Source organism: Streptomyces sp. LZ34, from assembly GCF_053890475.1.
The window spans coordinates 2,865,790-2,890,257 of record NZ_CM132680.1; the positions used below are offsets into that span (position 1 = coordinate 2,865,790).

The window sequence follows — 24,468 nt, forward strand, 5'->3', positions numbered from 1 at the left end:
TGGGGGGGGTTGGATGAGGGGGTGTGGCCGTTACGGCGCGGGGGCGGTAGCGGCGCCGTAACGGCCGCGCAGCCGGGACATCAGGAAGGCGCGGAACGCCTCCGCGTCCACGCCGGTCGCCACGCGGGCGTTGGGCGGCAGGCCGGTGCGCCCGTGCACATCGGCCACGAGGGCGCCGCGGGTGAACTCGCCCGCGCACTCGACGGTCACCCACGCGTCCGTCCACTCCAGCAGCTCCGGGCGGACGGCGGCGGCCACGGCGAGCGCGTCGTGCACGGCGCAGGCGCGCACCTGGTGGCGGCGGGCGTAGCGGTCGATGAGGTGGCGCAGCATCTGCCCGGCCGCCGTGGTGACGGGCGCGCCGTCGGCGACGAGGGCGTCGGCGTCGGCGAGCGGGGTGAGCGCCTTGCGGGTGACGTCGAGGCCGACGATGTGCAGCGGGACGCCGGACTCGGTGACGTAGCGGGCGGCCTCCGGGTCGGCGTGGAAGTTGAACTCGGCGGCGGGGGTGGTGTTGCCCGGCGCGAACGCCGCGCCGCCCATGACCACGATCTCCTTGAGCAACCCGCGGGTGTCGGGATGGGTGTGCAGCAGCGCGGCCACGTTGGTGAGCGGCGCGGTGGCGATGAGGGTGATCTCCCCGGGGCCGGCGCCGCGCACCTGGTCGGCCATCCAGTCCACGGCGTGGCCGGGGTGGGCGGCGCGGGCGGCCGCGGGGAGTTCGACGCCGCCGAGGCCGTACGCGCCGTGCACCGGCTCGTCGGGGTGGCGCGGCACCCGGGCCAGCGGCCCGGCGTGGCCGCGGAGCACCGGGGTGGCGGCGGCGGGCCCGCCGATCAGGTCGCACAGCCGCAGGGCGTTGTCGACGACCTGGTCGAGGCCGACGTTGCCCGCGACGGTGGTCACGCCCGCGACCTCGAGCTCCGGCGACGCGTACGCCAGGAAGAGGGCGATGGCGTCGTCGATGCCCGGGTCGCAGTCGATCACGACCCGTCTGGGGGCCTGGCTCATCCGGAGACCTCGCGCTGGAAGCGGTCCACCCACGCGTCGTTGTGTTCGACGGAGTACCCCAGGTCGGGCGAGGTGAACCCGGCGGCGGCCGGGTCGCTCGCGGCCTTGCCGGACACCTTGGTGATGGTGGCGGGGACCTGGGCGTCCTTGTTGACCGGCTTGTCGCTGAAGGAGGCGGCCGCCTTCTCCTGGACGTCGGCGGACAGCAGGTAGTCGAGGAACTTCTCGGCGCCCGCCTTGTTCTTGGCGCCCTTGACGATCTGGGCCGTGTTGGCGGCGACGTAGCGGCCCTTGTCGAACGGCACCCAGCCGATGGGCTTGCCGGCCTTGGCCGGGTCCACGGCGAACAGGTCGAGGCCGGGGGCCATCTCGACCTCACCGCGGTCGAGGAGGCTGACCAGTTCGGTGGAGCGGTTGAAGAACTTCAGCACGTTGGGCTTGAGCTCGGAGAGCTTCTTGAAGCCGGTGTCGGTGTCCTTGGGGCCGGAGCCGTACGTGGCGGAGACGGCCTGGAGGAACGGGGCGCCGGCGCTGGTGGACATGTCGGGGACGGCGACCTTGCCCTTGTACTTGGCGTCCCACAGGGTCTCCAGCGTGGGCGGCTGCTTGACCTTGTCGGTGCGGTAGAGCATCCCGAGCAGCTGGTAGGTGTAGGCCGGGCCGTAGCCGTCCGCGCTCTTGGCGAAGTCGTAGATCTTCGCCATGTTGGGGACCTTCTTGGCGTCGACCTTGTCGAAGAGGCCCTGCTTCTGGCCCATGGCGGCGAACAGGTCGGAGATCATCACGACGTCGACGGTGGGGTCGTTCTTGTTGACCCGCAGCTTGGTCAGCCGGTCGGCGTTGGCGCCCGTCTCCAGGGTGACGTCGATCCCGGTCTTCTTCTCGAACGGCTTGATCACCGTCTCCTCGAAGCGGTCCGCGCCGAAGCCGAAGGTGCTCACGGTCAGCTTCTTCGGGTCGGCCTTGGCGCTCTCGGCGCAGCCGGAGAGGGCGAAGGCGATCAGGGACGCGGCCAGGGCGCCGGTCGTGAGTCTGGCGATGCGGGTCATGCGGGACACTCCTGATGAGGGGTTTTGCCGAGCCGAGCGGCGCCGTCGTCGCCGGGCAGGGGGATGGCCTGCCCCAGGGGCAGGTGGAGCCGTACGGACGCACCCGCGCGCAGGCTCTCGTCGGTGGTGATGGCGTGCAGGGTGCGGTCGCCGACGGTGGCGGTGACCGCGAAGTCCGTGCCGCGGAAGCGGACCGCCGTGACGGTCGCCTCGACCACCTCGCCGTCCGCGGGCGGCTCGGCGCCCGGGCCGAGGACGCCGATGTGCTCGGGACGGATGGTGACCGGGCCGCGCCCGGGGAGGTCGAGGAAGTTCTCGTAGCCGAGGAACTCGGCGACGAAGCGGGTCGCGGGCGCCCGGAACACCTCGCGCGGCGGGCCCTGCTGCACGATCCGCCCCCGGTCGAGGATCACCATGTTGTCGGCCAGTTCCAGCGCCTCTTCCTGGTCGTGGGTCACCAGGATGGCCGTCAGCCCGGTCTCGCGCTGGACCCGCAGCAGCTCCTGGCGCATCTGCACCCGCAGCCGCGCGTCCAGGTTGGACAGCGGCTCGTCGAGCAGCAGCACCGAGGGGCGGATGGCCACCGCGCGGGCCAGCGCGACCCGCTGCTGCTGGCCGCCGGACAGCTCCTTGGGCTTGCGCCCGGCCAGATGGGCCAGGCCGACCAGGTCGAGGACCTCGGCCACGCGGGTGCGGATCTCGGCGCTGGGCACGCCCCGCATCCGCAGCCCGAAGGCGACGTTCTTCTCGACGGTCAGATGCGGGAAGAGCGCGTACGACTGGAACACCATGCCGATGTTGCGGCGCTCGGGCGGCAGGGTGGTGGCGTCCTTGCCGTCGAGGAGGATCGTGCCGCTGCTGGGCGGCAGAAAACCGGCGATCATCCGCAGGGTGGTGGTCTTGCCGCAGCCGCTGGGGCCGAGCAGCGCGGTGAACTCCCCGCGGCGCACCGTCAGATCGATGGAGTCGACCGCCACCGAGCCCGAGAACTCCCGGGTGATGGACTGGAGTTGGACCACGGGCGTCGTCGTTGTCGTCGCCGCCGTCGTTGTCATCGTCGTCACGGGAATCCCTACTTACCGAAGACCTTGTTGAAGCCGACGAGCCGCTCGGTCACCAGGGCGACGGCCACCGTGGCCGCCAGCAGCAGGGTGGACACCGCCGCGACGACCGGGTCGAAGGAGAACTCGACGTAATTGAGCATCTGAACCGGGAGGGTGGTCACGCCGGGGCCGTTGAGCAGCAGCGACAGCGGCACGTTGTTGAAGGAGGTGAGGAAGGACAGCACGGCCGCGGAGACGATCCCGGGCGTCATCACCGGCAGGGTGATGTGGAAGAAGGTCCGCAGCGGGCCCGCGCCGAGGCCCCGCCCCGCCTCCTCCAGCGCGGGGTCGGCCATGGCGAGCGAGGCCCCGGTCACCCGCACCGCGTAGGGCAGCAGCAGCACGGTGTGGCCGATCAGCAGCGCCCCGAGGGCGGTGATCCGCAGCGTGACCATCAGCTGCTGGAACAGCGCGAAACCCAGGACCAGTTCGGGGACGATCGCCGGGGACAGGAACAGCGCCTCGGCCGCCTTGCGGCCGCGGAACCGCCGCCGCTGGATCGCCAGCGCGGCGGGGATGCCGACGAGCAGCGCGAGGAGGGTCGCCCCGGCGGCCACCAGCGCGCTGGTGGCCAGCGCCTCGTGGAAGGGCTGGTACGCCAGCGCCTTGCTGAACCACTTGCCCGACAGGCCGGGCGGGGGGAACTCCACCGTGTCGCCGGAGGAGAACGCGATGGCCACGACCAGCAGGATGGGCCCGAGGAGGAAGACCAGGGCCAGCGCGGCCACGGCGGTCAGGAAGGGACGCCCGCGCATCAGACGGCACCCACCTTCGACAGCCGGCCGGAGATCCAGCCCGCGACGAGCACCAGCGCGGTCATGATCAGGGCCACCGCGCTGGCCGCGCCCCAGTCGAGCTTCACATTGGCGTAGTCGTACAGGAGGGTGGCCAGCGTGCGGTTGCGGGTGCCGCCCAGCAGCAGCGGGGTGGTGAACGCGGTGACCGCGCCGGCGAACACCAGCATCGCGCCGACCAGCACACCGGGCAGCGCGATCGGCAGCACCACGCGGCGGAAGGCCCGGCCCGGGCTCGCCCCGAGGCCGCGGGCGGCCTCCTCCAGCTTGACGTCGATGTGCGAGAGCGAGCTGTACGAGGTCAGGATCATGATCGGAGTGAAGAGCTGGGTGAGCCCGGCGATCAGGGCGAACTCGGTGTACAGCAGCTGGGTGCCGCCGTCGGCGAGGCCGAGGGCGGTCAGCAGGTCGCTGATCAGCCCGTTGCGGCCCAGGATGACCAGCCAGGAGAAGGTCCGTACGACGGTGCTGAGCAGCAGCGGGAAGACGGCGAGGGCGAGCAGCAGCCCCTGGCGGCGGCGGGGCGCGCGGGCGATCAGATACGCCACCGGGAAGCCGAGCAGCAGACAGATGGCCGTGGTGAGGGCGGCGACCCGGATGGTGCGGGCCGCGACCTCGAGGACGTACGGGTCGCCGAGCATGCCGCCGAGCTTGCCGAGGACGTCGGGGTCCTCGGCGGCGGGCGGCGCGAACAGCGTGACGCCGAAGGGATAGAGAAAGCCGAAGGCGAGAAGTGCCACGCCCGGCAGGAGCAAGAGGCCAGAAGCCGCTCTGCGTGACACGAGCCGGACCCTCCTTGATGTTACTGATACGTCATCTGCAACCGGTTGCGGCAACCGGTTGCAGGCAAGCTACGCTGGACCCGGCGAGCCCGTCAACGGCTGCCGGTAAAGAACGTGTAACCAACAACGGGCCGGAAACCGGCAACGGCTCGACAAGATTCGACAGAATTCGACAGAGGCAGGGGCGGATGGTTCGACTGGCAGATGTCGCACGCGCCGCGGGCGTGTCCACGTCCACCGCGTCGCGCGCCCTCAGCAGGCCCGACATGGTGGCGGCGGAGACCCGCGAGCGGGTCGCCAAGGCGGCCGCCGAGATGGGTTTCACCCTCAACGCCACCGCGCGGGCCCTGACCACCGGCCACACCGGGCTGGTCGGCGTCATCGTCCCCACCCTCGCCAACCCGTTCTTCCCGCCCATCGTCACCGGCGTCCAGGAGTCACTGGCCGAGGCGGGCGGCAACGTCCTGCTCGGGGTCTCCGACCGGTCCGAGGAGCGCGAGCGGGAACTGGCGGCGCAGCTGGGCTCGCGGGTCGACGGGCTCGTGCTCGTCGCCCCGGTCAGCGGCGACGCGACACTGCGCGAACTCGCCGAGCGGCTGCCGGTGGCGACGGTCGACCGCACCACCCCGGGCCTGCCCGGAGTGGTGGTGGACACCCCCGGCGGGGTGCGGGAGCTGATGGCGCATCTGCTCGGCCTCGGCCACCGGCACATCGCCTACCTCGGCGGCCCGCCCGGCTCGTGGATGGACCGGCAGCGCACCAAGGCCGCCCGCAAGGCGGTCGAGGACAGTGGCGGCGAGCTGACCGTACTGGACCCCGTGCCACCCCAGGTCGACGCCGGCCTGGCCGCGGCCGAGCACCTGGTACGGGGTGCGGAGCGGGTCACCGCGGTCATGGCGTACAGCAGCTATGTGCTGCTCGGCCTGCTCATGGGGTTGCGCGGCGCGGGGCTGCGGGTGCCCGAGGACATCAGCCTCGCGGCGTCCGACGACCTGACCGTCATCGGGATGACCCAGCCCGGCAGCACCGCGCTGCACGTCCCCCTCCAGGAGGCGGGCGCCGCGGCCTGCCGACTGGTACGGGAGGCCCCGCACACCGGCGAGCGGCCGCCGCGCGTGCGCATCCCCACCCGCCTGGTCGTCCGCGGCTCCACCGCCGCGCCGCCGGGCAGGAGCTAGCGTTCCTTCTGGGCCAGGCGGAGCAGGTGGTCGGCGAGTGCCTGGCCGCCGGTCGACTCGCGGCTGATCAGCAGCACCGTGTCGTCGCCCGCGATCGAGCCCAGGATCGCGTGGAGCTCCGCCGAGTCGATGGCCGAGGCCAGGAACTGGGCGGCGCCGGGCGGGGTGCGCAGCACCACGAGGTTGGCGGACGCCTCCGCCGAGATCAGCAGCTCACCCGCCAGCCGCGCCATCCGGGCCTCGCTCGCCGACTCGCCGAGCGGGGCCCGGGGCGTGCGGTCGCCGCCCTCGGCCGGCACCGCGTAGATCAGCTCGCCCCCGGTGTTACGGATCTTCACCGCGCCCAGCTCGTCCAGGTCGCGGGAGAGCGTCGCCTGGGTGACGGACAGCCCGTCGTCGGCGAGGAGCTTCGCGAGCTGGCTCTGGGAGCGGACCGGCTGCCGGTTCAGGATGTCCACGATCCGGCGGTGCCGGGCGGTGCGGGTCTGCGGCACGGCCGGACCACCATTGTGGGAAGTGCCGTTGCCCCGCGCCTCGGTGTGCTGCGCCTCGGTCATCGTCTCGTCAGTCTCCGGATCCGTCAGTGTCCGTGTCTCCCCTGGGCGGCGTCCAGGGCTCCGGGGAAGGCCCGGAGGAACGCATCCGCCTCCTCGTCACCGACGACGAGCGGCGGGGCGAGCCGGACCACGTCCGGCGCGACCGCGTTGACCAGGAGTCCCGCGTCCTGAGCCGCCTGCTGCACCTGTGGCGCGAGGGACTCTGTCAGCACGATACCCAGCAGCAGGCCGGAGCCGCGGACATGGCTGATCAGCGCGTGGCCGAGAGACTCGATCCCGTCACGCAGCAGCTCCCCGGTCCGCTTGACCCGGTCGAGGATGTCATCGGCCGCGAGGGTGTCGAGCACGGCCAGCGCGGCGGCGCACGCCACCGGGTTGCCGCCGAAGGTCGAGCCGTGCTGACCTGGCGTCAGCAGCTCGGCGGCGGGCCCGAAGGCCACGGTCGCGCCGATGGGCAGGCCGCCGCCCAGCCCCTTGGCGAGGGTCACCACATCGGGCTCGACGCCCTGTGCCTGGCATTCGAGCCAGTGGCCGGTGCGGCCGATTCCCGTCTGGATCTCGTCGATGACCAGCAGGGTGCCGGTGGCCCGGGTGATCTCGCGAGCCGCCGCGAGATATCCCGCCGGGGGGACGATGACGCCGTTCTCGCCCTGGATCGGCTCCACGATGAACAGCGCGGTGTCGGTGGTGACGGCCGCGCGCAGCGCGTCCACGTCCCCGTACGGAACGTGGGTGGCATCGCCGGGCAGCGGCAGGAACGGCTCCTGCTTGGCGGGCTGGCCGGTCAGCGCGAGGGCGCCCATGGTGCGGCCGTGGAAGCCGCCGGCGGTGGCCACCATGTGTGTACGGCCGGTGCGCCGCCCGATCTTGAAGGCGGCCTCGACGGCCTCCGCGCCGGAGTTGGAGAAGTAGACCCGCCCGGGCCGGCCCGAGAGCTGAAGCAGCCGCTCGGCCAGGGCCACCGGGGGCTCGGCGATGAACAGGTTCGAGACATGGCCGAGGGTGGCGACCTGGTCGGACACGGCCCGTACGACGGCGGGGTGGGCGTGGCCGAGGGCGTTGACGGCGATGCCGCCGACGAAGTCCAGATACTCCTTGCCGTCCGCGTCCCAGACCTTGGCGCCCTCGCCGTGCGTGAGCGGGACCCGCGGGGTGCCGTAATTGTCCATCAGCGCGCCTTGCCAGCGCTGCGTCAGCTCCTCGTTGCTCACCGGTCCGCCCCCTCGTCGTTGTCGGTTTCGCCGGTGTTCCCGTTGACCGGGTCCGGCAGGACCATCGTGCCGATGCCCTCGTCGGTGAAGATCTCCAGCAGGATGGAGTGCTGCACCCGCCCGTCGATGACGCGCGCGGTGTTGACGCCGTTGCGCACGGCGTGCAGACAGCCCTCCATCTTCGGGACCATGCCACTGGCCAGCTCGGGCAGCAGCTTCTCCAGCCGGCTCGCGGTGAGCTTGCTGATCACCTCGTCGCTGTTCGGCCAGTCCGCGTACAGGCCCTCCACATCGGTGAGCACCATCAGCGTCTCGGCGCCCAGCGCGGCGGCGAGTGCGGCGGCCGCGGTGTCGGCGTTGACGTTGTAGACGTGGCCGTCATCGGCGCTGCGGGCGATGGAGGAGACGACCGGGATCCGGCCGTCGTCCAGCAGGGCATGGACCGCGCCGGTGTCGATCTCGGTGATCTGGCCGACCCGGCCGATGTCCACCCGCTCGCCGTCGATCTCGGCGAAGTGCTTGGTGGCGGACATCAGATGCGCGTCCTCGCCGGTCATGCCGACGGCGAGCGGTCCGTGGCGGTTGAGCAGCCCGACCAGCTCGCGCTGGACCTGTCCGGCCAGCACCATCCGTACGACGTCCATGGCCTCGTCGGTGGTGACCCGGAGCCCCGCCTTGAACTCGCTGACGAGGCCGTGCCGGTCGAGCTGCGCGCTGATCTGCGGGCCGCCACCGTGCACCACGACGGGGCGCAGCCCCGCGTGGCGCAGGAAGACGACGTCCTGGGCGAAGGCGGCCTTCAGCTCCTCGTCCACCATGGCGTTGCCGCCGAACTTGATCACGACGGTCTTGCCGTGGTGGCGGGTCAGCCAGGGCAGCGCCTCGATGAGGATGCGCGCCTTGGGCAGGGCGGTGTGTTTACGGGCGGTCGGCTGGCTCATGAGGAATAAGCGCTGTTCTCGTGGACGTAGTCGGCGGTCAGGTCGTTGGCCCAGATGACGGCGGACTCGCCGCCCGCGGCCAGGTCGGCGGTGATGCGCACCTCGCGGTAGCGCATGTCGACCAGCTCCCGGTCCTCGCCGACGGAGCCGTATCTGCACACCCAGACGCCGTTGATGGCGACGTTGAGCTGGTCCGGCTCGAAGGTGGCGGAGGTGGTGCCGATCGCGGAGAGCACCCGGCCCCAGTTGGGGTCCTCGCCGTGGATGGCGCACTTGAGGAGGTTGTTACGGGCGATCGAGCGGCCCACCTCGACGGCGTCGTCCTCGGTGGCCGCGCCCACCACCTCGATGCGGATGTCCTTGGAGGCGCCCTCGGCGTCGCCGATCAGCTGCCGTGCCAGGTCGGCGCAGACCTTGCGGACCGCCTCGGCGAACTCCTCGGCGGCGGGCGTGACACCGGACGCCCCGGAGGCGAGCAGCAGCACGGTGTCGTTGGTCGACATGCAGCCGTCGGAGTCGACCCGGTCGAAGGTGGTGCGGGTGGCGGCGCGCAGCGCCGTGTCGAGGTCCTGGGCCTCGACATCGGCGTCGGTGGTGAGCACGACGAGCATGGTGGCGAGGCCGGGGGCCAGCATGCCCGCGCCCTTGGCCATGCCGCCGACGACCCAGCCGTCCGCGCCCTGGGCCACGGCGGTCTTGTGCACAGTGTCGGTGGTCTTGATGGCGATGGCGGCCTTGTCGCCGCCGTGGGCGGTCAGCTCGGCCGCCGCCTTCTCCACGCCGGGGAGCAGCTTGTCCATGGGCAGTCGGAGGCCGATGAGCCCGGTGGAGGCGACGGCGACCTCGCCGGCGCTGTGCCCGAGGACCTCCGCGACCTTCTCGGCGGTGGCGTGGGTGTCCTGGAAGCCGAGCGGGCCGGTGCAGGCGTTGGCGCCACCGGAGTTGAGGACGACCGCGCTGACCGTGCCGCCCTTCAGCACCTGCTCGGACCACAGGACGGGGGCGGCCTTGACGCGGTTGGAGGTGAAGACACCGGCGGCGGCCGACCGCGGCCCGTTGTTGACGACGAGGGCCAGGTCGGGGTTGCCGTTTTCCTTGATGCCCGCGGCGACGCCGGAGGCGGTGAAGCCCTTGGCTGCCGTAACGCTCACTGTGACTCCTTGTTCGCCCCGCCATGGGGGTGGGTGATGTGGTACGCGCTGGTCACGGTGCTACGCCGGTTGTGGAAAGCCCCAGCTCCTCCGGGAGGCCGAGCGCGACGTTCATGCTCTGGACCGCGCCGCCGGCGGTGCCCTTGGTGAGGTTGTCGATGGCGCTGATGGCGATGACGCGGCCCGCCGCCGCGTCGTGGGCGACCTGGATCAGCGCGGCGTTCGAGCCGTACACGGCGGCGGTGGACGGCCACTGCCCCTCGGGGAGGAGGTGGACGAACGGCTCGTCCTGGAGCGCCTTCTCGTAGGCGGTCCGGACGGACTCGGCCGTCACCCCGGGCCGGGCCTTGGCGCTACAGGTGGCGAGGATGCCGCGGGGCATGGGGGCGAGGGTCGGGGTGAAGGAGACCAAGACCGGCTCCCCGGCCGCCGCCGAGAGGTTCTGGATCATCTCGGGCGTGTGCCGGTGGCCGCCGCCGACGCCGTACGGGCTCATGGCGCCCATCACCTCGCTGCCCAGCAGATGCGGCTTGGGTGCCTTGCCCGCGCCCGAGGTGCCGGAGGCGGCGACGATCACGGCCTCGCGCTCGACCAGCCCCGCCGCGTACGCCGGGAACAGCGCGAGCGAGACGGCGGTCGGGTAGCAGCCTGGGACCGCGACGCGCTTGGACCCCTCCAGCGCATCGCGGGCCCCGGGTAGTTCGGGGAGGCCGTAGGGCCAGGTGCCCGCGTGCGGCGAACCGTAGAACTTCTCCCAGTCCGCCGCGTCCTCGAGCCGGAAGTCGGCCCCGCAGTCGATGATCAGGACCTCGTCCCCGAGCTGCTCCGCGACGGCGGCGGACTGGCCGTGCGGCAGCGCGAGGAACACCACGTCGTGCCCGGCCAGGGCCTCGGGGCTGGTGGGCTCGAGCACCCGGTCGGCCAGCGGCAGGAGGTGTGGCTGCAGGGCTCCGAGGCGCTGGCCGGCGTTGGAGTTTCCGGTCAGGGTGCCGATCTCCACCCGGGGGTGGGCGAGCAGCAGGCGCAGCACCTCGCCGCCCGCGTATCCGCTCGCTCCGGCCACCGCCGCACGTACCGCCATCGATACCTCCCTCTCGATGGCATGACTATACGGTCGACCGAAGCTTTATGCAATGAGCCTTTTCGAGGGTCCATTCGAGAGGGGGCCGATGACGAGATATCTTGATGTCGAGCAATGTTGCAGACGTGGAGCGGAGCACCCGGTGACTGACTCGACCATCATCTATACGCACACCGACGAGGCCCCGGCCCTGGCGACGTATTCGTTCTTGCCGGTGGTCCAGGCCTATGCGTCGTCCGCCGGTGTGGCTGTGGAGACCCGTGACATCTCGCTGGCCGGGCGCATCATCGCCGTCTTCCCCGAGTACCTGGAGGAGGGCCTGCGGATCCCCGACGCCCTCGCCGAGCTCGGCGAGCTGGCCAAGACGCCCGAGGCCAACATCATCAAGCTGCCGAACATCTCGGCCTCGATCCCGCAGCTGAAGGCCGCGGTCACCGAGCTGCAGCAGCAGGGCTACACGCTGCCGGACTACCCGGACGACCCGAAGACCGACGAGGAGCGCGAGATCCGCGCCCGCTACGACAAGGTCAAGGGCTCCGCCGTCAACCCGGTGCTGCGCGAGGGCAACTCCGACCGCCGCGCCCCCGCCTCGGTCAAGAACTACGCCAAGACGCACCCGCACCGTATGGGCGCCTGGTCCTCCGAGTCGAAGACCAACGTCACCACCATGGGTGTCGACGACTTCCGCTCCACCGAGAAGTCCGCGGTGATCTCCGAGGCCGGCTCGCTGCGCATCGAGCTGGCGGGCGACGACGGCTCCACCACCGTCCTGCGTGAGTCCGTACCGGTGCTGGCGGACGAGGTCGTGGACACGTCCGTGATGCGGGTGGCCGCGCTGCGTGAGTTCCTCACGGCTCAGGTGGCCCGCGCCAAGGCCGAGGACGTGCTGTTCTCGCTGCACCTGAAGGCCACGATGATGAAGGTCTCCGACCCGATCGTCTTCGGCCACGCGGTGCGGGCCTTCTTCCCGAAGACCTTCGCCGAGTACGGCGAGGTGTTCGCCGCGGCCGGCCTGACCCCCAACGACGGGCTCGGCGGCATCCTCAAGGGCGTGGAGTCGCTGCCCGAGGGCGCCAGGATCAAGGAGTCCTTCGAGGCCGAGCTGGCCGAGGGCCCCCGGCTGGCGATGGTCGACTCCGACCGCGGCATCACCAACCTGCACGTCCCCTCCGACGTCATCGTCGACGCCTCCATGCCGGCCATGATCCGCACCTCCGGCCACATGTGGGGCCCCGACGGCCAGGAGGACGACACCCTCGCCGTCCTCCCCGACAGCAGCTACGCCGGCATCTACCAGGCCGTCATCGACGACTGCCGGGCCAACGGCGCCCTCGACCCCGCCTCCATGGGCTCGGTCCCGAACGTCGGGCTGATGGCGCAGAAGGCCGAGGAGTACGGCAGCCACGACAAGACCTTCGAGATCCCCGTCACGGGCACCGTCCGCGTCCTCGACGAGACCGGCAACGTGGTCCTGGAGCAGGTCGTCGGCGCCGGTGACATCTTCCGCATGTGCCAGACCAAGGACCTGCCGATCCGCGACTGGGTCAAGCTCGCCGTCACCCGCGCCCGCGCCAGCGGCGACCCGGCCGTCTTCTGGCTCGACGAGAACCGCGCCCACGACGCTCAGCTGATCGAGAAGGTCAAGGCGTACCTGCCCGAGCACGACACCGAGGGCCTGCGGATCGAGATCAAGGCTCCGGTCGACGCGATCACGTTCTCCCTGGAGCGGATCCGCCGCGGCGAGAACACCATCTCGGTCACCGGCAATGTGCTGCGTGACTACCTGACCGACCTGTTCCCGATCCTGGAGCTGGGCACCAGCGCCAAGATGCTCTCGGTCGTCCCGCTGATGGCGGGCGGCGGCCTCTTCGAGACGGGCGCCGGCGGCTCCGCGCCGAAGCACGTCCAGCAGCTGGTCAAGGAGAACTACCTGCGCTGGGACTCGCTGGGCGAGTTCTTCGCGCTGGTGCCCTCCCTCGAGCAGTACGCGAAGACCACCGGCAACGCGCGCGCGCAGGTGCTCGCCGACACCCTCGACCGGGCCACCGCCACCTTCCTCAACGAGGACAAGTCGCCCAGCCGCCGGGTCGGCGGCATCGACAACCGCGGCAGCCACTTCTACCTGGCGCTGTACTGGGCGCAGGAGCTGGCCAGGCAGACCGACGACGCGGACCTGGCCAAGGCCTTCGGCCCGCTCGCCGAGACGCTCACCGCCCAGGAGCAGACGATCGTCGACGAGCTCATCGCCGTCCAGGGCGAGCCGGCCGAGATCGGCGGCTACTACCAGCCCGACCCAGCCAAGGCCGCCGCCGTGATGCGTCCGTCGGCGACCTTCAACCAGGCCCTCGCCACCCTCGGCTGATACCGCGGCCTGCCCCTTCCCGCCCCGGCTGGACACTTGTCCGGCCGGGGCGGTTTTCTTTTCACGCTCCGCGGTCCCCCGGTCACCGATCCGTCGATCAATAGCCGATGCCTACAAAATCCTGACGCCGGACTGCTGGGACCACAACATCCGCTCGAGCGGAATCCCCCTGACAGAGTGGCCGACAAGACGATCTCCTCCCGCACTTTATGCGGGAGTTGTGTGTCCACTACACGGGGGTAGTTTCGATGCGCGCTGACACCGACCAGGTGGTGGTCACCGGTCTCGGGGCCACCACGCCGCTCGGCGGGGATGTGGCCTCGACGTGGTCCGGGATGCTGACGGGAAAATCCGGGATCAGCAGAATCGAGGAGGAGTGGGCGGCCGAGGCACCCGTGCGGATCGCGGGCCGGCTGGCGGTCGAGCCGTCCGAGGTCCTGGACCGGGTGCAGGCCCGGCGCATGGACCGCTGCCAGCAGATCGCGCTCATCGCGGCCCGTGAGGCATGGGCCGACGCGGGCGCCCCCGACGTCGATCCGGAGCGGGTGGCCGTGGCCATCGGCACGGGCACCGGGGGCACACTGACCATGCTCCGTCAGAACGACATCATGGAGTCCTCCGGGATGCGGCGGATGTCCCCGCACTCCGTCCCCATGCTGATGGCGAACGGCCCCGCCGCCTTGGTCAGCATCGAACTCGGCGCGCGCGGCGGCGCCCATGCCCCGGTCAGCGCCTGCGCCTCGGGAGCCGAGGCGATCGCGCTGGGCTTAGACCTGATCCGCCTCGGCCGGGCCGACGTGGTCGTCGCGGGCGGCACCGAGGCCTGCGTGAACCCTCTCGTGCTGGCCGGGTTCGCCCAGGCCAGAGCCCACTCCACGCGCAACGACGAGCCCGAGCGGGCGTCCCGGCCCTTCGACGTCGACCGCGACGGCTTCGTCATCGGCGAGGGGGCGGCCGTGGTCGTCCTGGAGCGCGCCGAGTTCGCCGCCGCCCGGGCGGCCCGCGCCCATGCGACGCTCGCCGGGGCCGGGGTCACCTCGGACGCCCACCACATCACCGCCGCCCACCCGGAGGGTCAGGTCCGCGCCATGCGCCTGGCCCTGGCCGCGGCGGGACTGACCCCGCTCGCGATCGAGCACATCCACGCCCATGCGACCTCCACGCCCATGGGCGATCTCGCCGAGGCCGAGTCGATCGCCGAGGCCATCGGCGTCCATCCGTCCGTGACCGCGACCAAGTCCATGACCGGCCACCTCTTCGGCGCGGCGGGAGCGGTCGGCGCGCTCGCCGCGATCCTCGCGGTGCGCGACGGGGTGATCCCCGCGACCCAGAACGTCGACGTCCTCGACCCACGGGTGAAGCTCGACGTGGTCACCGGGCAGCCCCGGCGAGGCGCGGCGCCGGCCGCCGCGCTGACCAACTCCTTCGGATTCGGCGGCCACAACACCTCGCTCGTGTTCACCGCCGCGCCATAGGCCGTGTCCGGGCTGCTAAGGGTTTTCCCGCAGCGTCAGCCCGTAGAAGTTCACCTGGTAGTCGTCCACGGTCTGGGCGTGGTCCGAGAGGCTCAGATCCTTCGGCGACGCCACCCCCAGGCCGCGGAGGGTGTCGACGAGCAACCTGGCCAGCCGGCGGCCGTCGATGTCGTCCGGGCCGAAGACGCCGGAGTGGTGCGTCCAGTCGACCCAGTGGGAGAGCTCCGCGGGCGTGGTGGCCTCCGGGATCCAGCCCAAGGAGGCCGGGTCGGTGCCAGAGCCCGCGCCTTCCAGCTCCTCCGTGTTGTAGACGATCTCCAGCCGGTCGCCGCAGAGGATATGGAAGACGACCGGCCCGAAGGTGCCCGGCACCAGCGCGTGGATGCCGAAGTCCAGCCCGGTGCCCAGGGCGCGGGTCTCGGCCGGGAGCGAGCCCAGGAAGTCGCTCAGCGCGGTGGTGTAGACGTCCCAGTCGTCCGTGCTCCAGTAACCGGGGTAGCCCAGGCCCCCGTTGGCCGAGACCGGGAGGGAGCCGAAGAAGCCGCCGAGCGCGAAGTCCTCGCCGTGGCCCTGCCGCCAGAACCAGTTTTCCGCGGGGTCGGTCGGCTGGAGCAGCAGCTCCGGCCCCCGCTCCCCCGCGCGCAGCTCCAAGGTGTCGGGCTTTCCGCGCCACCGCAGGAAGGGGCTCCCCCACAGCGGCGTGGACTCGTAGAACGGCCCGAGGTCCCCGTACGCCCCCATGATGGACGCGCGCCCGAACGCCTCCGTCAGCGTCTCCGCCGCCCTGCGGAAGCTGTCCGCCTTGGCCGCGGCCCCGCCCGCCACCAGCTCGACCGGCACATGGAGCCCGACGAACTCCTCCCCGTCATGGACGAACGGCGACTCGTACTGTCCCGTCGGCCGCAGCCACGCCACGCCCGCGTCCCCCGCGGCCACGCGCCACTCCCACCCGAGCGACGAGACCACCGCCCGCAGCGCGGGCTCCCGCCACCCTCCGGTGTCGGCGTCCCTGAGCCGCCGCGCCACCTCGGCCAGCCGCTCGCCTTCCAGCATCACCGTCACGTCCGAACTCCCCGTTACGCACAGCACTTGACGCCCTCGACGATGCCATACGGCACCGACAGCGCGCCGGGCCCCCTGGGTAAGGTCAGTGCCCATGACCTCGGAGCACCCCAACGCCTGGGCTTCAGAAGCCATCCGGCGCCTCCACGCGGAAGGCCGCGCGCACGGCCCGACCCCGCTCCGGCCGCTCCCCCTGCCCGCGCTGCGGGACGTCGAGGTCTATCTCAAGGACGAGTCCGCGCACCCCACCGGCAGCGTGAAGCACCGCCTGGTACGGGCCATGTTCTGCCAGGCGATCGCGAGCGGCCGGATCACGGCGGACACCACGGTGGTGTCCGCCACCGGCGGCGCGGTCGCCGTCGCGGGGGCCCGTTTCGCGCGCCTGCTGGACCTTTCGTTCCTCGCCGTCGTACCGGCGAAGACCCCGGCGGACACCCTGGCCCGCATCGAGCGGGAGGGCGGTCGGTGGCAGGTGGGCGAGCAGCCGCCGGCCGCGGTGCAGAAGGAGGCCCGCGCGCTGGCCGAGCGGCTCGGCGGCCACTTCCTGGACCACTTCACCGACGCCGAACCGGCCCTGGCCGGATGCGGCGAGCCGACGATCGCCGACGAGATCTTCGAGCAGCTGCGCGCGGAGCCGCACCCGGTGCCCGCGTGGCTCGTGACGGGCGCCGGAACCGGCGCCACCTCGGCCTCGATCGGCCGCCATCTGCGACACCACGGCCACCCCACCCGGCTGGCCGTGGTGGACCCGGAGAACTCGGCCTACTTTCCCGCGTGGGCGAGCGGCTGCCGCGACTACGCGACCGGCATGCCCTCCCGCATCCCCGGCATCGGCCGCCCCCGGACCGAGCCCGGCTTTCTGCCGACCGTGATCGACTTGGTGATCCCGGTCCCGGACGCCGCGTCCATCGCGGCCCTGCGGTGGCTTCACGACACGGCCGGCGTCCCGGTCGGCCCGGCGGCCGGCACCGGCCTGTGGGGCGTGTGCCACCTCGTGTCGCGGATGCGCGAGGCGGGGGCGCGGGGCAGCGTGGTCAGCGTCGTCGGCGACCACGCCGAGCCGTACCGGAACACCCACCTGGACCCGGAGTGGGTACGCGCGCGGGGGCTCGACCCCGGGCCGTACGCGGCCGCCGTCGAGCGGTTCGCCACGACAGGGGAATGGGACGCCGGCTAGGGCGTAGCGGCGCGGTCCGTGCCCAAGGGCCCTCGGCCGGCGGCCACATGGCCGACGAGCGCACGAGCGACCTCGGCGATGGCCTCGCGCACCCCGGGGTCCGTGACGGTACCGGTCTCGGCGTCGACGGCGGTCCGGGGCACCGGCACCCGCACACACGCCTCCTCGACCAGCCGCGCCCCCGTGTACCCGAGGACCGTGCGCAGGGCGCGGTGGGCACCCTCGGCCCCGGTGGGGGATGAGGAGGCGTTGATCCAGCCCACCGGCTTGTCCACGATCTCCGTCCCGCCGACCGTCCAGTCCAGCAGGTTCTTGAACGAGCCGGGCAGGTCCCCCGCGTATTCGGGCGTGCAGAACAGCACCGCGTCGGCTTCGGCGACCGCCCGGCGCAGCCGGGTCACCTCCGCGGGCAGCGGCTCTACGTCGTCGTCCGGGTTGAAGTGCGGCAGCGCCGCCATGCCGCGGTACTCCACCGAGTGGGCCCGGTCGCCGAGGAGCCCGGGCAGGGTGCGCACCACCGCCGTGTTGGTGGATCCTTCGCGCAGACTTCCGCTGATGAGTACGAGATTCGCCGTCCGGTTCATGGTCGAGATGCTAGGCGCGTGGCTTCTAGCGGGACCCGGCGAGGTGCCGGGCGCGGTGCAGGCCGGCGGTGACATCGGCGAGTGTCGCGCAGGGGGCACCGCCCAGCGGTAGCTGGGGGACGGTGACCGATGCCCCGGCGGGCAGCGGCAGGTCGGCGGGCGGGCGGCGGGCGGCGACCGCGTCGGCCAGGTCCGACAGGCCGGCCCGCAGCCGGTCCGCCAGGGCCGCGTCCGGGGGCGGCGCGCCGTGGTCCAGCCGGACCCCGCACGCCGTCGCCGCGTCCACGATCTCCTCGAGCGCCGCGACCACCGGGGCCCACGCCGCCAGATCGCGACCGAACGGCGGGTGTTCGGCCCCGGCCACCTCCACCGCGCGGCGGGCGTCGGCCAGCGCGCGGTACGCCTCGCGGCGCAGCCGGAGCCGTAGCGCGTAGGGCGCGTCCGCGGCCAGCACCCGGTCCAGGTGGTCGCGGGTGGCGCGGACCGCGAGCGACAGCCGCACGGACACCTGGGCGCGCGGGCCGCCGAGGCCCGGCAGCGCCCCGGAGGCCAGCACCACCGCGCAGGCCAGCAGCGTGTCCGCGAGCCGCGCGTACTCCGCGCCGCGGTCGCCGCCGAGGTACACCAGGGACAGCAGCAGGGGCGTGAGCACCGCCGTCTGGAGCGCGAAGTGGCGTACGGACACCGGGATCAGCGCCGAGCACACCGCGGCGACGGCCACCGGCCATACCCCGTCCGCCCCGGCGAGCGGGCCGAGCAGCGCGGCGAGCCCGGCGAAGACGGCCACGCCGACGGCGGTGCCCAGCGCCCGGGAGACGGCCCGCGACACCAGGGGGCCCATGTCGGGCTTGACCAGGAAGGCGGCGGTGGCGGGGAGCCAGTACCAGTGGTCGCCCGGCAGTGACGTGGCCAGCGCGGTGGCGACGCCCACGCACAGCGCCACCCGGGCCGCGTACTCCCGGCCCGCCGGGCCGAGCACCCGGCGCAGCCGCTGCCGGGGGCCGGGCCCGACCGCGCCGACCGCCGGGGCGGGTTCGCCGTCGAAGACGCGGGCGGCAAGCAGCACCGCGCGGTGTGCGGCCAGGCCGCCGGCGGTGTGCGGCGCGGGCGCGGCGAGGGGGCCCGGCGGCCGGCCGGTCCGCACCGAGCGGGCCAGCAGCGCGGGGGTTCGCGCCACCCGGGTGGGCAGCGGTTCGCCCTCCCACAGCAGCGTCACCGCGGTCTCGCTCAGCGCCCCGGCCACCGCCAGCAGATCGCGCAACCGCCGCAGGCCGGCGTCGGGGCGGTGGAGCGGGATCCGGTGTCCGTAGAGCGATTCGTAGGCGGCGTCGTACGCGGCGGTCAGCCGGCGCCGGGCCGCCTGGCCGCGCTCGGTGCCGACCGCCGCCATCAGGTCGGCGAGCGCGTCGTAAACGGCGGCCACCGCGCGCCGCTCATCGGGCAGGCCGGCTGGGCGGCGAGGGGGCACCTCCCAGCGGCTGCGATCGCCACGCGGCGGAGCCGCATATCGATACAGCCGGCTACCGCCGCGTGGTCGACCGTCGACAGGGGCTGTAGCACCCCGGGGACGAACCGAGCCCTGAAAAATAGGCAGCAGCCACGCCATGGCCAGTACCCACACGGCGCCGGCGAGCAGCAGACCGGCCCGGACCGGCGGGGGCTCGGGGGCGGGCATGCCGGTTCCGACCACGCACACCACCATCAGCTGGACCCCGGCCGAGGAGCAGACCGGCCCGATCGCGCTGATCGCGCCGGACACCAGGCCGACCGCCGCCAGCGCCGGCGCTATCCAGGCGCCGAGCCCCAGCGTGCCCAGCCACGCCCCGGTGAGCATGCCCGCGGCCCCGGCCAGGGCGGGCAGGCCGATGCGCACCAGGCGGGTGGCGCGGGTGGCGGGCCGGTCGTTGATGTGCGCGAACATCGCGCCGAGGCCCGCGGTCACCCCGGCGGAGGTCTGCCCCGCGGCCACTCCGGCCGCCAGCACCGGCCCCACGCCGAGCGCGCCGCGCGCCACCGCCGCCCAGGGCACGGGCCCGCGCAGCCCCCGCGCGCCGTGCAACGGGTGGGTGAGCCAGCTGGGTGGCGCGGGCGAGGGGTGCGATGCGCGCAACGGTGTCCTCCGGGCGGTACGGCGGGGTGGGTTCCCTCTTCGTCGAGGACGTGTACCTCGAACGTACGCGCCCCATGCCGACATCCCGTAACCGCGACGTTTCCACTGTGTAGACCGTGCGGCGCGGCTGCCACCGCGCTTCTACAGTTGCGCTTCGCGGTCCACGCACAGCCGCCAGTTCCCGGCCCCGCCGGTCAGTGTGACGGTGGACAGCGGGAGTACGTCGACGTTCCAGTAGCAGTGCGCCGGCGCCTTCATCGCATGCGTCACGGCGGCGCGGATCACGCCCGCGTCGGCGACGGCGAGCATCCGGCCGTCGCTTTCGGCGGGCCGGTTGTCCAGCCATCTGCCCACGCGGTTGACGAACGCGGACAGCGACTCCCCGCCGTGCGGCGCACTGCCCGGGTCGGCGAACCAGGCGTCGACCGCCCCGGGCTCGCGCGCCTTCACCTCCTGGAGGGTGCGGCCGCGCCAGCTGCCCATGTCGCAGTCGCGCAGCGAGGTTTGGGCGAGCGGCATGAAGCCGAGGATGTCTCCGGTCTCCCGGCTGCGCGCCGACGGCGAGCAGTAGCGCAGCTCCGCGGAGCCCAGTGGAAGCAGGGTGGGCGCCACGCGCTCGACCTCGCGCCAGCCCGCCGGGTCGAGCGGCCGGTCGTCGTCGAAGCGTTCGGCGAGCCGGGAGGACCTGCGGGCGGAGGCGATCAGGGTGAGCCGGAAGTTCATCCGGGCATGCTAAGGCGCACGGATCGCGGCCGTCGGCCGTCGGCGTCCGTTCCGCGGTGTGGGAATGGTGGCGCGATGTGTGGGGTGTGTGTCCTTGCCGCCATCCGGGACAGACCGCAGGGTGGAGGGGTGAACCAGCGACACGTCGTCTTCGTGATCCACGAGGAGTTCCAGTCGCTCGACCTGGCCGGTCCGCTCGAGGTGTTCCAGCACGCGGACCGGCTCGCGGGCGGCTACGCCTGCCGGATCGTGGCTCCCCGCCCGGGCCCCGTGCGGTCGTCCAGCGGCCTGCCGGTGCACGCCGCGCACGGGGTGGCCGATCTCGACCCCGGCGGGATCGACACCCTGGTGGTGGCGGGCGGCGCAGGGGTGGACCGGGCCCGCCACGATCCGGAGCTGATCGGCTGGATCGCGGCGGCCGCGGCCGGCGCCCGGCGGATCACCTCGGTCTGCAGCGGGGTGTTCCTGCTGGCCGCCGCCGGGCTCGTCGACGGGCTGAGGGTCACCACCCACTGGGGCCGCGCGGAGCAACTGGCCCGGGAGCACCCCCACGTGCGGGTCGACTGCGACCCCATCTTCATCCGGGACGGCCGGGTGTGGACCTCGGCGGGCGTGACCGCCGGGATGGATCTCGCGCTCGCCCTGGTGGAGGCGGATCTGGGGCGGGAGGCGGCCCACACCGTGGCCCGGCATCTGGTGTTGTTCCTGCGCCGTCCCGGCAGTCAGTCCCAGTTCAGCGTGGGGCTGTGGGCGGCGCAGCCGGCCACCGACTCGATCCACGCCGCGGTGTCGGCGATCCACGCCGACCCGGGTGCCCGGCACACGGTCGCGGATCTGGCCGGGTCTGCCGGGCTGAGCACGCGCCACCTCCAGCGCAGGTTCACCGCCGAGCTCGGCATGCCGCCCGCGGTCTATGTGGAGCGGGTGCGTGTCGAGGCGGCGCAGCGCGCGCTCGTCGAGGGCGATGTCCCGGTCGAGGCCATCGCCCGGCGGTACGGCTTCGGCACCGCCGAAACCCTGCGCCGCGCCTTTCACCGCCATGTGGGCGTCACGCCGTCCGAGTACCGGGACCGTTTCCGATCCACGAGGGAGTACGCATGACCACATACGGCCTGCTGGTGTTCGACGGGGCCGAGGAGCTCGACTTCGTCGGCCCCTGGGAGGTGTTCACCGCCTCGTCGATGCTGCGCGACCACGCCGACACCGCGCTGCTCGTCGCCGAACGGCCCGACGCCGTCCGCTGCAACAAGGGCATGCGGGTGCTGCCGGACCACACGCTGGACGACCATCCGCCGCTGGACGTCCTGCTGGTGCCCGGGGGCAACGGCACGCGCCACGAGGTGTCCAACCCGGCGGTCATCGACTGGATCCGCAAGACCTCCGCACACGCCGAGTGGATCACCAGCGTCTGCACCGGGGCGCTGCTGCTGCACGAGGCGGGCCCGGCGCGCGGTCGCCGGGTGGCCACCCACCACGGCTTCGAGGACGCGTTGGAGGCCCGCGGCGAGGTCACCGTGGTGCGCGACGCCCGTTATGTGGTCGACGGCGATCTGGTCACCAGCCAGGGCGTCTCGGCCGGGATCGACATGGCGCTGTGGCTCGTCGGCCGCCTCCACGGCCGGGACCACGCGCGCGCGGTCCGCCGCTACATCCAGTACGAGCCGGCGCCGCCCTACCTCGCCGACGAGCCGCTCGGGTCTGCCCTCTGAGCACCGGCAGGGAGCACGCCGCAACCATGGGCATGCGGCAGCACGCCCCCCTCATTACCAAGTCTTTGCCATTCGTTAGGGTGTGAGGGGGACGTCACCGGCCGGCACCGGCTGCCGTACGTCCACCGGTAAGTGGCACGTACGACGGAAGGATGGCCGTGGGCGCTCCGCGGATCAGCAGTACGCCGTTGCCCGGGATCGGTGTCCGTTACGACCTGACCACGCGCGAGCAGCGCCGTCTGTCGGTGGTCGCGCATCGCGACGGCGGACGGACCCTGAGCGGATACCGCGAGGACGATCCCGACGAGTGCGCGCTGTCGGTGCGGCTGACGGCGAAGGAGGCGGAGGCGGTCATCGGCGCGCTGATGCCGTCACACCACAGCCCGGCGCTGTTGTCCACCACCGAGCTGGGGCTGGTGGCCGAGCGCGTCGAGCTGTCGTCGGTCTCGTACTGGAACGGGCGGGTGCTGGGCGAGACGCGGATGCGGACCGAGACCGGCGCCTCGATCGTGGCGGTGCTGCGCCGCGCGGAAGCGATCCCCTCCCCGGCGCCGGACTTCCGGCTGGCCGGCGGCGACACCCTGATCCTGATCGGCACCCGCGAGGGCGTGGAGACGGCCGCGGCGATACTCGGGCGGGAGTGAACCGTGCACTCCTCCGCTCTTTTCCTGATCGAGTTCGGCGCGGTCATCCTGGGCCTGGGGCTGCTGGGCCGGCTGGCCGGACGTTTTCAGTTCTCCCCGATCCCGCTGTATCTGCTGGCCGGTCTCGCCTTCGGCGAGGGTGGTCTGCTGCCGCTGGGGGCCAGTGAGGAGTTCGTGGCGATCGGCGCCGAGATCGGCGTGATCCTGCTGCTGCTCATGCTCGGGCTCGAGTACACCGCCAGCGATCTGGTCAGCAATCTCAAGACCCAGTACCCGGCCGGGCTGGTCGACGCCGCGCTCAACGCCCTGCCGGGCGCCGCCATGGCGCTGCTGCTGGGCTGGGGCCCGGTGGCCGCGGTGGTGCTGGCCGGGGTCACCTGGATCTCCTCGTCCGGCGTCATCGCCAAGGTCCTGGGCGACCTGGGCCGCCTCGGCAACCGCGAGACCCCGGTCATCCTGTCCATCCTGGTCCTCGAGGATCTGGCGATGGCCGTCTATCTGCCGATCATCACCGCTCTGCTGGCGGGGGTGAGCCTGGCGGCGGGCAGCCTGACCTTGGCCATCGCGCTCGGCATGGCCGGTCTGGTGCTCTTCCTCGCCGTGCGCTACGGCCGGGTCATCTCGCGCTTCGTCTCCAGCGACGACCCCGAGAAGCTGCTGCTGGTGGTGCTGGGCCTGACCCTGCTGGTCGCCGGGATCGCCCAGCAGCTACAGGTGTCGGCGGCCGTGGGCGCGTTCCTGGTGGGCATCGCGCTGTCCGGGGAGGTGGCCGAGGGCGCGCACAATCTGCTCAGCCCGCTCCGGGATCTGTTCGCGGCCGTGTTCTTCGTCTTCTTCGGCCTGCACACCGACCCCGCGAGCATCCCGCCGGTCCTGCTGCCCGCCCTCGCGCTGGCCGCCGTCACCGCCTGCACGAAGATCGCCACCGGCTACTGGGCGGCGAGGCGCGCCGGGATCTCCGCCAAGGGCCGCTGGCGCGCGGGCGGCACCCTGGTCGCCCGGGGCGAGTTCTCCATCGTCATCGCCGGACTCGCCGTCACGGCCGGCATCGAACCGGAGCTGGGGCCGCTGGCCACGGCGTACGTACTGATCCTGGTGATCCTCGGCCCCCTCACCGCCCGCTACACCCAGCCCCTCGCCATGCGGCTGACGGGCCACCGCACGGCCGCCGAGCCGACCGCCCGCGCCGAGATGGCCGAGACCGGCGAGACCGGCGAGGCCGTCGAGGAGCCGCGGGAGGCGGTGGACCAGCACGGCGGCCACTGACCGGCCCGTGGCCAGGCCGGGTCACCTCCCCGGCGCGCCCCCGCCGGGAAAGCGCAGGGTCATCCAGTGCTCCGGGTCGTCCACGAGCGAGAAGCCGACCTTCTCGTAGACGCCGTGGGCGTCGAACGTGGCGAGCAGGATGCGCCGCAGCCCGAAGGGCTCCAGGTGGTCGCGGACGGCCGTGATGAGCGCGGTACCGAGGCCCGTCCCGCGCGCGGACCGGTCGACGTAGACATCGCACAGCCAGGCGAAGGTGGCGTGGTCGGTGATGACCCGGGCGTACGCGACCTGGGCGCCCGAGGCGGTCTCGTACGCGCCGAAGTTGAGCGAGCCCGCGATGGCCCGGTCCTGCTTCTCGCGGGTACGGCCCAGCGCCCAGTACGCGTCGGTGGACAGCCAGTGGTGGATACGGGCCGCATCGAGACGGGAGGGGTCGGTGGATATCTCGTAGCCGTCGGTCGCCGACCGGCCGTTCGCATCGCTCATGGCGCGAGACTC

At 72.7% G+C, this 24,468-nt stretch carries 23 protein-coding genes; 8 read left to right on the forward strand and 15 right to left on the reverse strand.

The features are described from left to right. Window positions 1–30 precede the first annotated feature (30 nt). The 5 genes from ACWY4P_RS10620 to ACWY4P_RS10640 are packed head-to-tail and all read right to left on the reverse strand — an operon-like array spanning window position 31 to window position 4,697. Window positions 31–1,011, reverse strand: coding sequence for a nucleoside hydrolase (locus ACWY4P_RS10620; protein ID WP_456210094.1), 981 nt, complete (start codon window positions 1,009–1,011; stop codon window positions 31–33). Continuing rightward, a complete protein-coding gene (locus ACWY4P_RS10625) occupies window positions 1,008–2,060 on the reverse strand; it encodes an ABC transporter substrate-binding protein (RefSeq protein ID WP_456210095.1) in 1,053 nt (350 codons plus the stop codon). The genes ACWY4P_RS10620 and ACWY4P_RS10625 overlap by 4 nt, the downstream gene beginning before the upstream one ends. Further along, the gene (locus ACWY4P_RS10630) at window positions 2,057–3,115 is read right to left on the reverse strand and encodes an ABC transporter ATP-binding protein (protein WP_456212876.1); all 1,059 of its coding nucleotides are present in this window, start codon (window positions 3,113–3,115) and stop codon (window positions 2,057–2,059) included. The genes ACWY4P_RS10625 and ACWY4P_RS10630 overlap by 4 nt, the downstream gene beginning before the upstream one ends. Window positions 3,116–3,132: 17 nt before the next feature. Beyond that, the gene (locus ACWY4P_RS10635) at window positions 3,133–3,918 is read right to left on the reverse strand and encodes an ABC transporter permease (RefSeq protein ID WP_456210096.1); all 786 of its coding nucleotides are present in this window, start codon (window positions 3,916–3,918) and stop codon (window positions 3,133–3,135) included. Beyond that, window positions 3,918–4,697, reverse strand: coding sequence for an ABC transporter permease (locus ACWY4P_RS10640; RefSeq protein WP_456210097.1), 780 nt, complete (start codon window positions 4,695–4,697; stop codon window positions 3,918–3,920). Before ACWY4P_RS10640 ends, ACWY4P_RS10635 begins: the two co-directional genes overlap by 1 nt. 266 nt (window positions 4,698–4,963) lie before the next feature. Between ACWY4P_RS10640 and ACWY4P_RS10645 the strand changes: the two genes are divergently transcribed. Then, complete coding sequence (locus ACWY4P_RS10645; protein ID WP_456210098.1) at window positions 4,964–5,917, forward strand: LacI family DNA-binding transcriptional regulator; 954 nt, start codon at window positions 4,964–4,966, stop codon at window positions 5,915–5,917. Here the strand turns inward: ACWY4P_RS10645 and ACWY4P_RS10650 are convergent. The 5 genes from ACWY4P_RS10650 to argC are packed head-to-tail and all read right to left on the reverse strand — an operon-like array spanning window position 5,914 to window position 10,858. Further along, complete coding sequence (locus tag ACWY4P_RS10650) at window positions 5,914–6,474, reverse strand: arginine repressor (protein WP_456210099.1); 561 nt, start codon at window positions 6,472–6,474, stop codon at window positions 5,914–5,916. The two genes, ACWY4P_RS10645 and ACWY4P_RS10650, sit on opposite strands and share 4 nt — an antisense overlap. A 23-nt stretch (window positions 6,475–6,497) precedes the next feature. After that, the gene (locus ACWY4P_RS10655; protein ID WP_456210100.1) at window positions 6,498–7,685 is read right to left on the reverse strand and encodes an acetylornithine transaminase; all 1,188 of its coding nucleotides are present in this window, start codon (window positions 7,683–7,685) and stop codon (window positions 6,498–6,500) included. Then, window positions 7,682–8,626, reverse strand: a complete 945-nt coding sequence (argB, locus tag ACWY4P_RS10660) for an acetylglutamate kinase (RefSeq protein WP_456210101.1) — start codon at window positions 8,624–8,626, stop codon at window positions 7,682–7,684. The genes ACWY4P_RS10655 and argB overlap by 4 nt, the downstream gene beginning before the upstream one ends. Continuing rightward, entirely contained in the window at window positions 8,623–9,777 is a 1,155-nt protein-coding gene (argJ, locus tag ACWY4P_RS10665) for a bifunctional glutamate N-acetyltransferase/amino-acid acetyltransferase ArgJ (protein ID WP_456210102.1), read from the reverse strand. Before argJ ends, argB begins: the two co-directional genes overlap by 4 nt. 52 nt (window positions 9,778–9,829) lie before the next feature. Then, complete coding sequence (gene argC / locus ACWY4P_RS10670; RefSeq protein ID WP_456210103.1) at window positions 9,830–10,858, reverse strand: N-acetyl-gamma-glutamyl-phosphate reductase; 1,029 nt, start codon at window positions 10,856–10,858, stop codon at window positions 9,830–9,832. A 142-nt stretch (window positions 10,859–11,000) separates the two neighbouring features. Between argC and ACWY4P_RS10675 the strand changes: the two genes are divergently transcribed. Beyond that, complete coding sequence (locus ACWY4P_RS10675) at window positions 11,001–13,220, forward strand: NADP-dependent isocitrate dehydrogenase (RefSeq protein ID WP_456210104.1); 2,220 nt, start codon at window positions 11,001–11,003, stop codon at window positions 13,218–13,220. A gap of 248 nt (window positions 13,221–13,468) precedes the next feature. Further along, window positions 13,469–14,695: a beta-ketoacyl-[acyl-carrier-protein] synthase family protein gene (locus ACWY4P_RS10680; protein WP_456210105.1), complete on the forward strand. Its 1,227-nt coding sequence runs from the start codon at window positions 13,469–13,471 to the stop codon at window positions 14,693–14,695. Between the two features lie 15 nt (window positions 14,696–14,710). Here ACWY4P_RS10680 and ACWY4P_RS10685 read toward each other — a convergent pair whose 3' ends face one another. After that, entirely contained in the window at window positions 14,711–15,748 is a 1,038-nt protein-coding gene (locus ACWY4P_RS10685) for a hypothetical protein (protein WP_456212877.1), read from the reverse strand. 103 nt (window positions 15,749–15,851) lie between these two features. On the opposite strand from ACWY4P_RS10685, the gene ACWY4P_RS10690 reads away from it, so the two are divergent. After that, window positions 15,852–16,934, forward strand: a complete 1,083-nt coding sequence (locus ACWY4P_RS10690) for a PLP-dependent cysteine synthase family protein (protein ID WP_456210107.1) — start codon at window positions 15,852–15,854, stop codon at window positions 16,932–16,934. On the opposite strand, the gene ACWY4P_RS10695 is transcribed toward ACWY4P_RS10690, so the two are convergent. The 3 genes from ACWY4P_RS10695 to ACWY4P_RS10705 all read right to left on the reverse strand — a co-directional run bounded on the left by ACWY4P_RS10695 (window position 16,931) and on the right by ACWY4P_RS10705 (window position 20,351). After that, window positions 16,931–17,518 (reverse strand): NADPH-dependent FMN reductase, encoded by a 588-nt coding sequence (locus tag ACWY4P_RS10695; protein WP_456210109.1) that lies wholly within the window; start codon window positions 17,516–17,518, stop codon window positions 16,931–16,933. The two genes, ACWY4P_RS10690 and ACWY4P_RS10695, sit on opposite strands and share 4 nt — an antisense overlap. 25 nt (window positions 17,519–17,543) lie before the next feature. Then, on the reverse strand, window positions 17,544–19,628 hold the full coding sequence (locus ACWY4P_RS10700; protein ID WP_456210111.1) for an FUSC family protein: 2,085 nt from the start codon (window positions 19,626–19,628) through the stop codon (window positions 17,544–17,546). Between the two features lie 141 nt (window positions 19,629–19,769). Then, complete coding sequence (locus tag ACWY4P_RS10705; RefSeq protein WP_456210113.1) at window positions 19,770–20,351, reverse strand: histidine phosphatase family protein; 582 nt, start codon at window positions 20,349–20,351, stop codon at window positions 19,770–19,772. A 129-nt stretch (window positions 20,352–20,480) separates the two neighbouring features. On the opposite strand from ACWY4P_RS10705, the gene ACWY4P_RS10710 reads away from it, so the two are divergent. The 4 genes from ACWY4P_RS10710 to ACWY4P_RS10725 all read left to right on the forward strand — a co-directional run bounded on the left by ACWY4P_RS10710 (window position 20,481) and on the right by ACWY4P_RS10725 (window position 23,970). After that, complete coding sequence (locus ACWY4P_RS10710) at window positions 20,481–21,452, forward strand: GlxA family transcriptional regulator (RefSeq protein ID WP_456210115.1); 972 nt, start codon at window positions 20,481–20,483, stop codon at window positions 21,450–21,452. Then, window positions 21,449–22,060, forward strand: a complete 612-nt coding sequence (locus tag ACWY4P_RS10715; protein ID WP_456210116.1) for a DJ-1/PfpI family protein — start codon at window positions 21,449–21,451, stop codon at window positions 22,058–22,060. Before ACWY4P_RS10710 ends, ACWY4P_RS10715 begins: the two co-directional genes overlap by 4 nt. A gap of 152 nt (window positions 22,061–22,212) precedes the next feature. Continuing rightward, window positions 22,213–22,704 carry a cation:proton antiporter regulatory subunit gene (locus tag ACWY4P_RS10720; RefSeq protein ID WP_456210118.1) on the forward strand — a complete coding sequence of 164 codons (492 nt, stop codon included), beginning with the start codon at window positions 22,213–22,215 and terminating at the stop codon, window positions 22,702–22,704. Between the two features lie 3 nt (window positions 22,705–22,707). Then, the gene (locus ACWY4P_RS10725) at window positions 22,708–23,970 is read left to right on the forward strand and encodes a cation:proton antiporter (RefSeq protein ID WP_456210120.1); all 1,263 of its coding nucleotides are present in this window, start codon (window positions 22,708–22,710) and stop codon (window positions 23,968–23,970) included. A gap of 21 nt (window positions 23,971–23,991) precedes the next feature. Here ACWY4P_RS10725 and ACWY4P_RS10730 read toward each other — a convergent pair whose 3' ends face one another. Beyond that, window positions 23,992–24,456: a GNAT family N-acetyltransferase gene (locus tag ACWY4P_RS10730; RefSeq protein WP_456210122.1), complete on the reverse strand. Its 465-nt coding sequence runs from the start codon at window positions 24,454–24,456 to the stop codon at window positions 23,992–23,994. Window positions 24,457–24,468 lie beyond the last annotated feature (12 nt).

What these genes read in the sequence shown, in the direction of transcription:
- ACWY4P_RS10620 (WP_456210094.1), bottom strand. Translation starts at nt 1,011, where the DNA reads ATGAGCCAGGCCCCCAGACGGGTCGTGATCGACTGCGACCCGGGCATC.
- ACWY4P_RS10625 (WP_456210095.1), bottom strand. Translation starts at nt 2,060, where the DNA reads ATGACCCGCATCGCCAGACTCACGACCGGCGCCCTGGCCGCGTCCCTG.
- ACWY4P_RS10630 (WP_456212876.1), bottom strand. Translation starts at nt 3,115, where the DNA reads ATGACAACGACGGCGGCGACGACAACGACGACGCCCGTGGTCCAACTC.
- ACWY4P_RS10635 (WP_456210096.1), bottom strand. Translation starts at nt 3,918, where the DNA reads ATGCGCGGGCGTCCCTTCCTGACCGCCGTGGCCGCGCTGGCCCTGGTC.
- ACWY4P_RS10650 (WP_456210099.1), bottom strand. Translation starts at nt 6,474, where the DNA reads ATGACCGAGGCGCAGCACACCGAGGCGCGGGGCAACGGCACTTCCCAC.
- argB (WP_456210101.1), bottom strand. Translation starts at nt 8,626, where the DNA reads ATGAGCCAGCCGACCGCCCGTAAACACACCGCCCTGCCCAAGGCGCGC.
- argC (WP_456210103.1), bottom strand. Translation starts at nt 10,858, where the DNA reads ATGGCGGTACGTGCGGCGGTGGCCGGAGCGAGCGGATACGCGGGCGGC.
- ACWY4P_RS10680 (WP_456210105.1), top strand. Translation starts at nt 13,469, where the DNA reads ATGCGCGCTGACACCGACCAGGTGGTGGTCACCGGTCTCGGGGCCACC.
- ACWY4P_RS10685 (WP_456212877.1), bottom strand. Translation starts at nt 15,748, where the DNA reads ATGCTGGAAGGCGAGCGGCTGGCCGAGGTGGCGCGGCGGCTCAGGGAC.
- ACWY4P_RS10690 (WP_456210107.1), top strand. Translation starts at nt 15,852, where the DNA reads ATGACCTCGGAGCACCCCAACGCCTGGGCTTCAGAAGCCATCCGGCGC.
- ACWY4P_RS10695 (WP_456210109.1), bottom strand. Translation starts at nt 17,518, where the DNA reads ATGAACCGGACGGCGAATCTCGTACTCATCAGCGGAAGTCTGCGCGAA.
- ACWY4P_RS10705 (WP_456210113.1), bottom strand. Translation starts at nt 20,351, where the DNA reads ATGAACTTCCGGCTCACCCTGATCGCCTCCGCCCGCAGGTCCTCCCGG.
- ACWY4P_RS10715 (WP_456210116.1), top strand. Translation starts at nt 21,449, where the DNA reads ATGACCACATACGGCCTGCTGGTGTTCGACGGGGCCGAGGAGCTCGAC.
- ACWY4P_RS10720 (WP_456210118.1), top strand. Translation starts at nt 22,213, where the DNA reads ATGGCCGTGGGCGCTCCGCGGATCAGCAGTACGCCGTTGCCCGGGATC.
- ACWY4P_RS10730 (WP_456210122.1), bottom strand. Translation starts at nt 24,456, where the DNA reads ATGAGCGATGCGAACGGCCGGTCGGCGACCGACGGCTACGAGATATCC.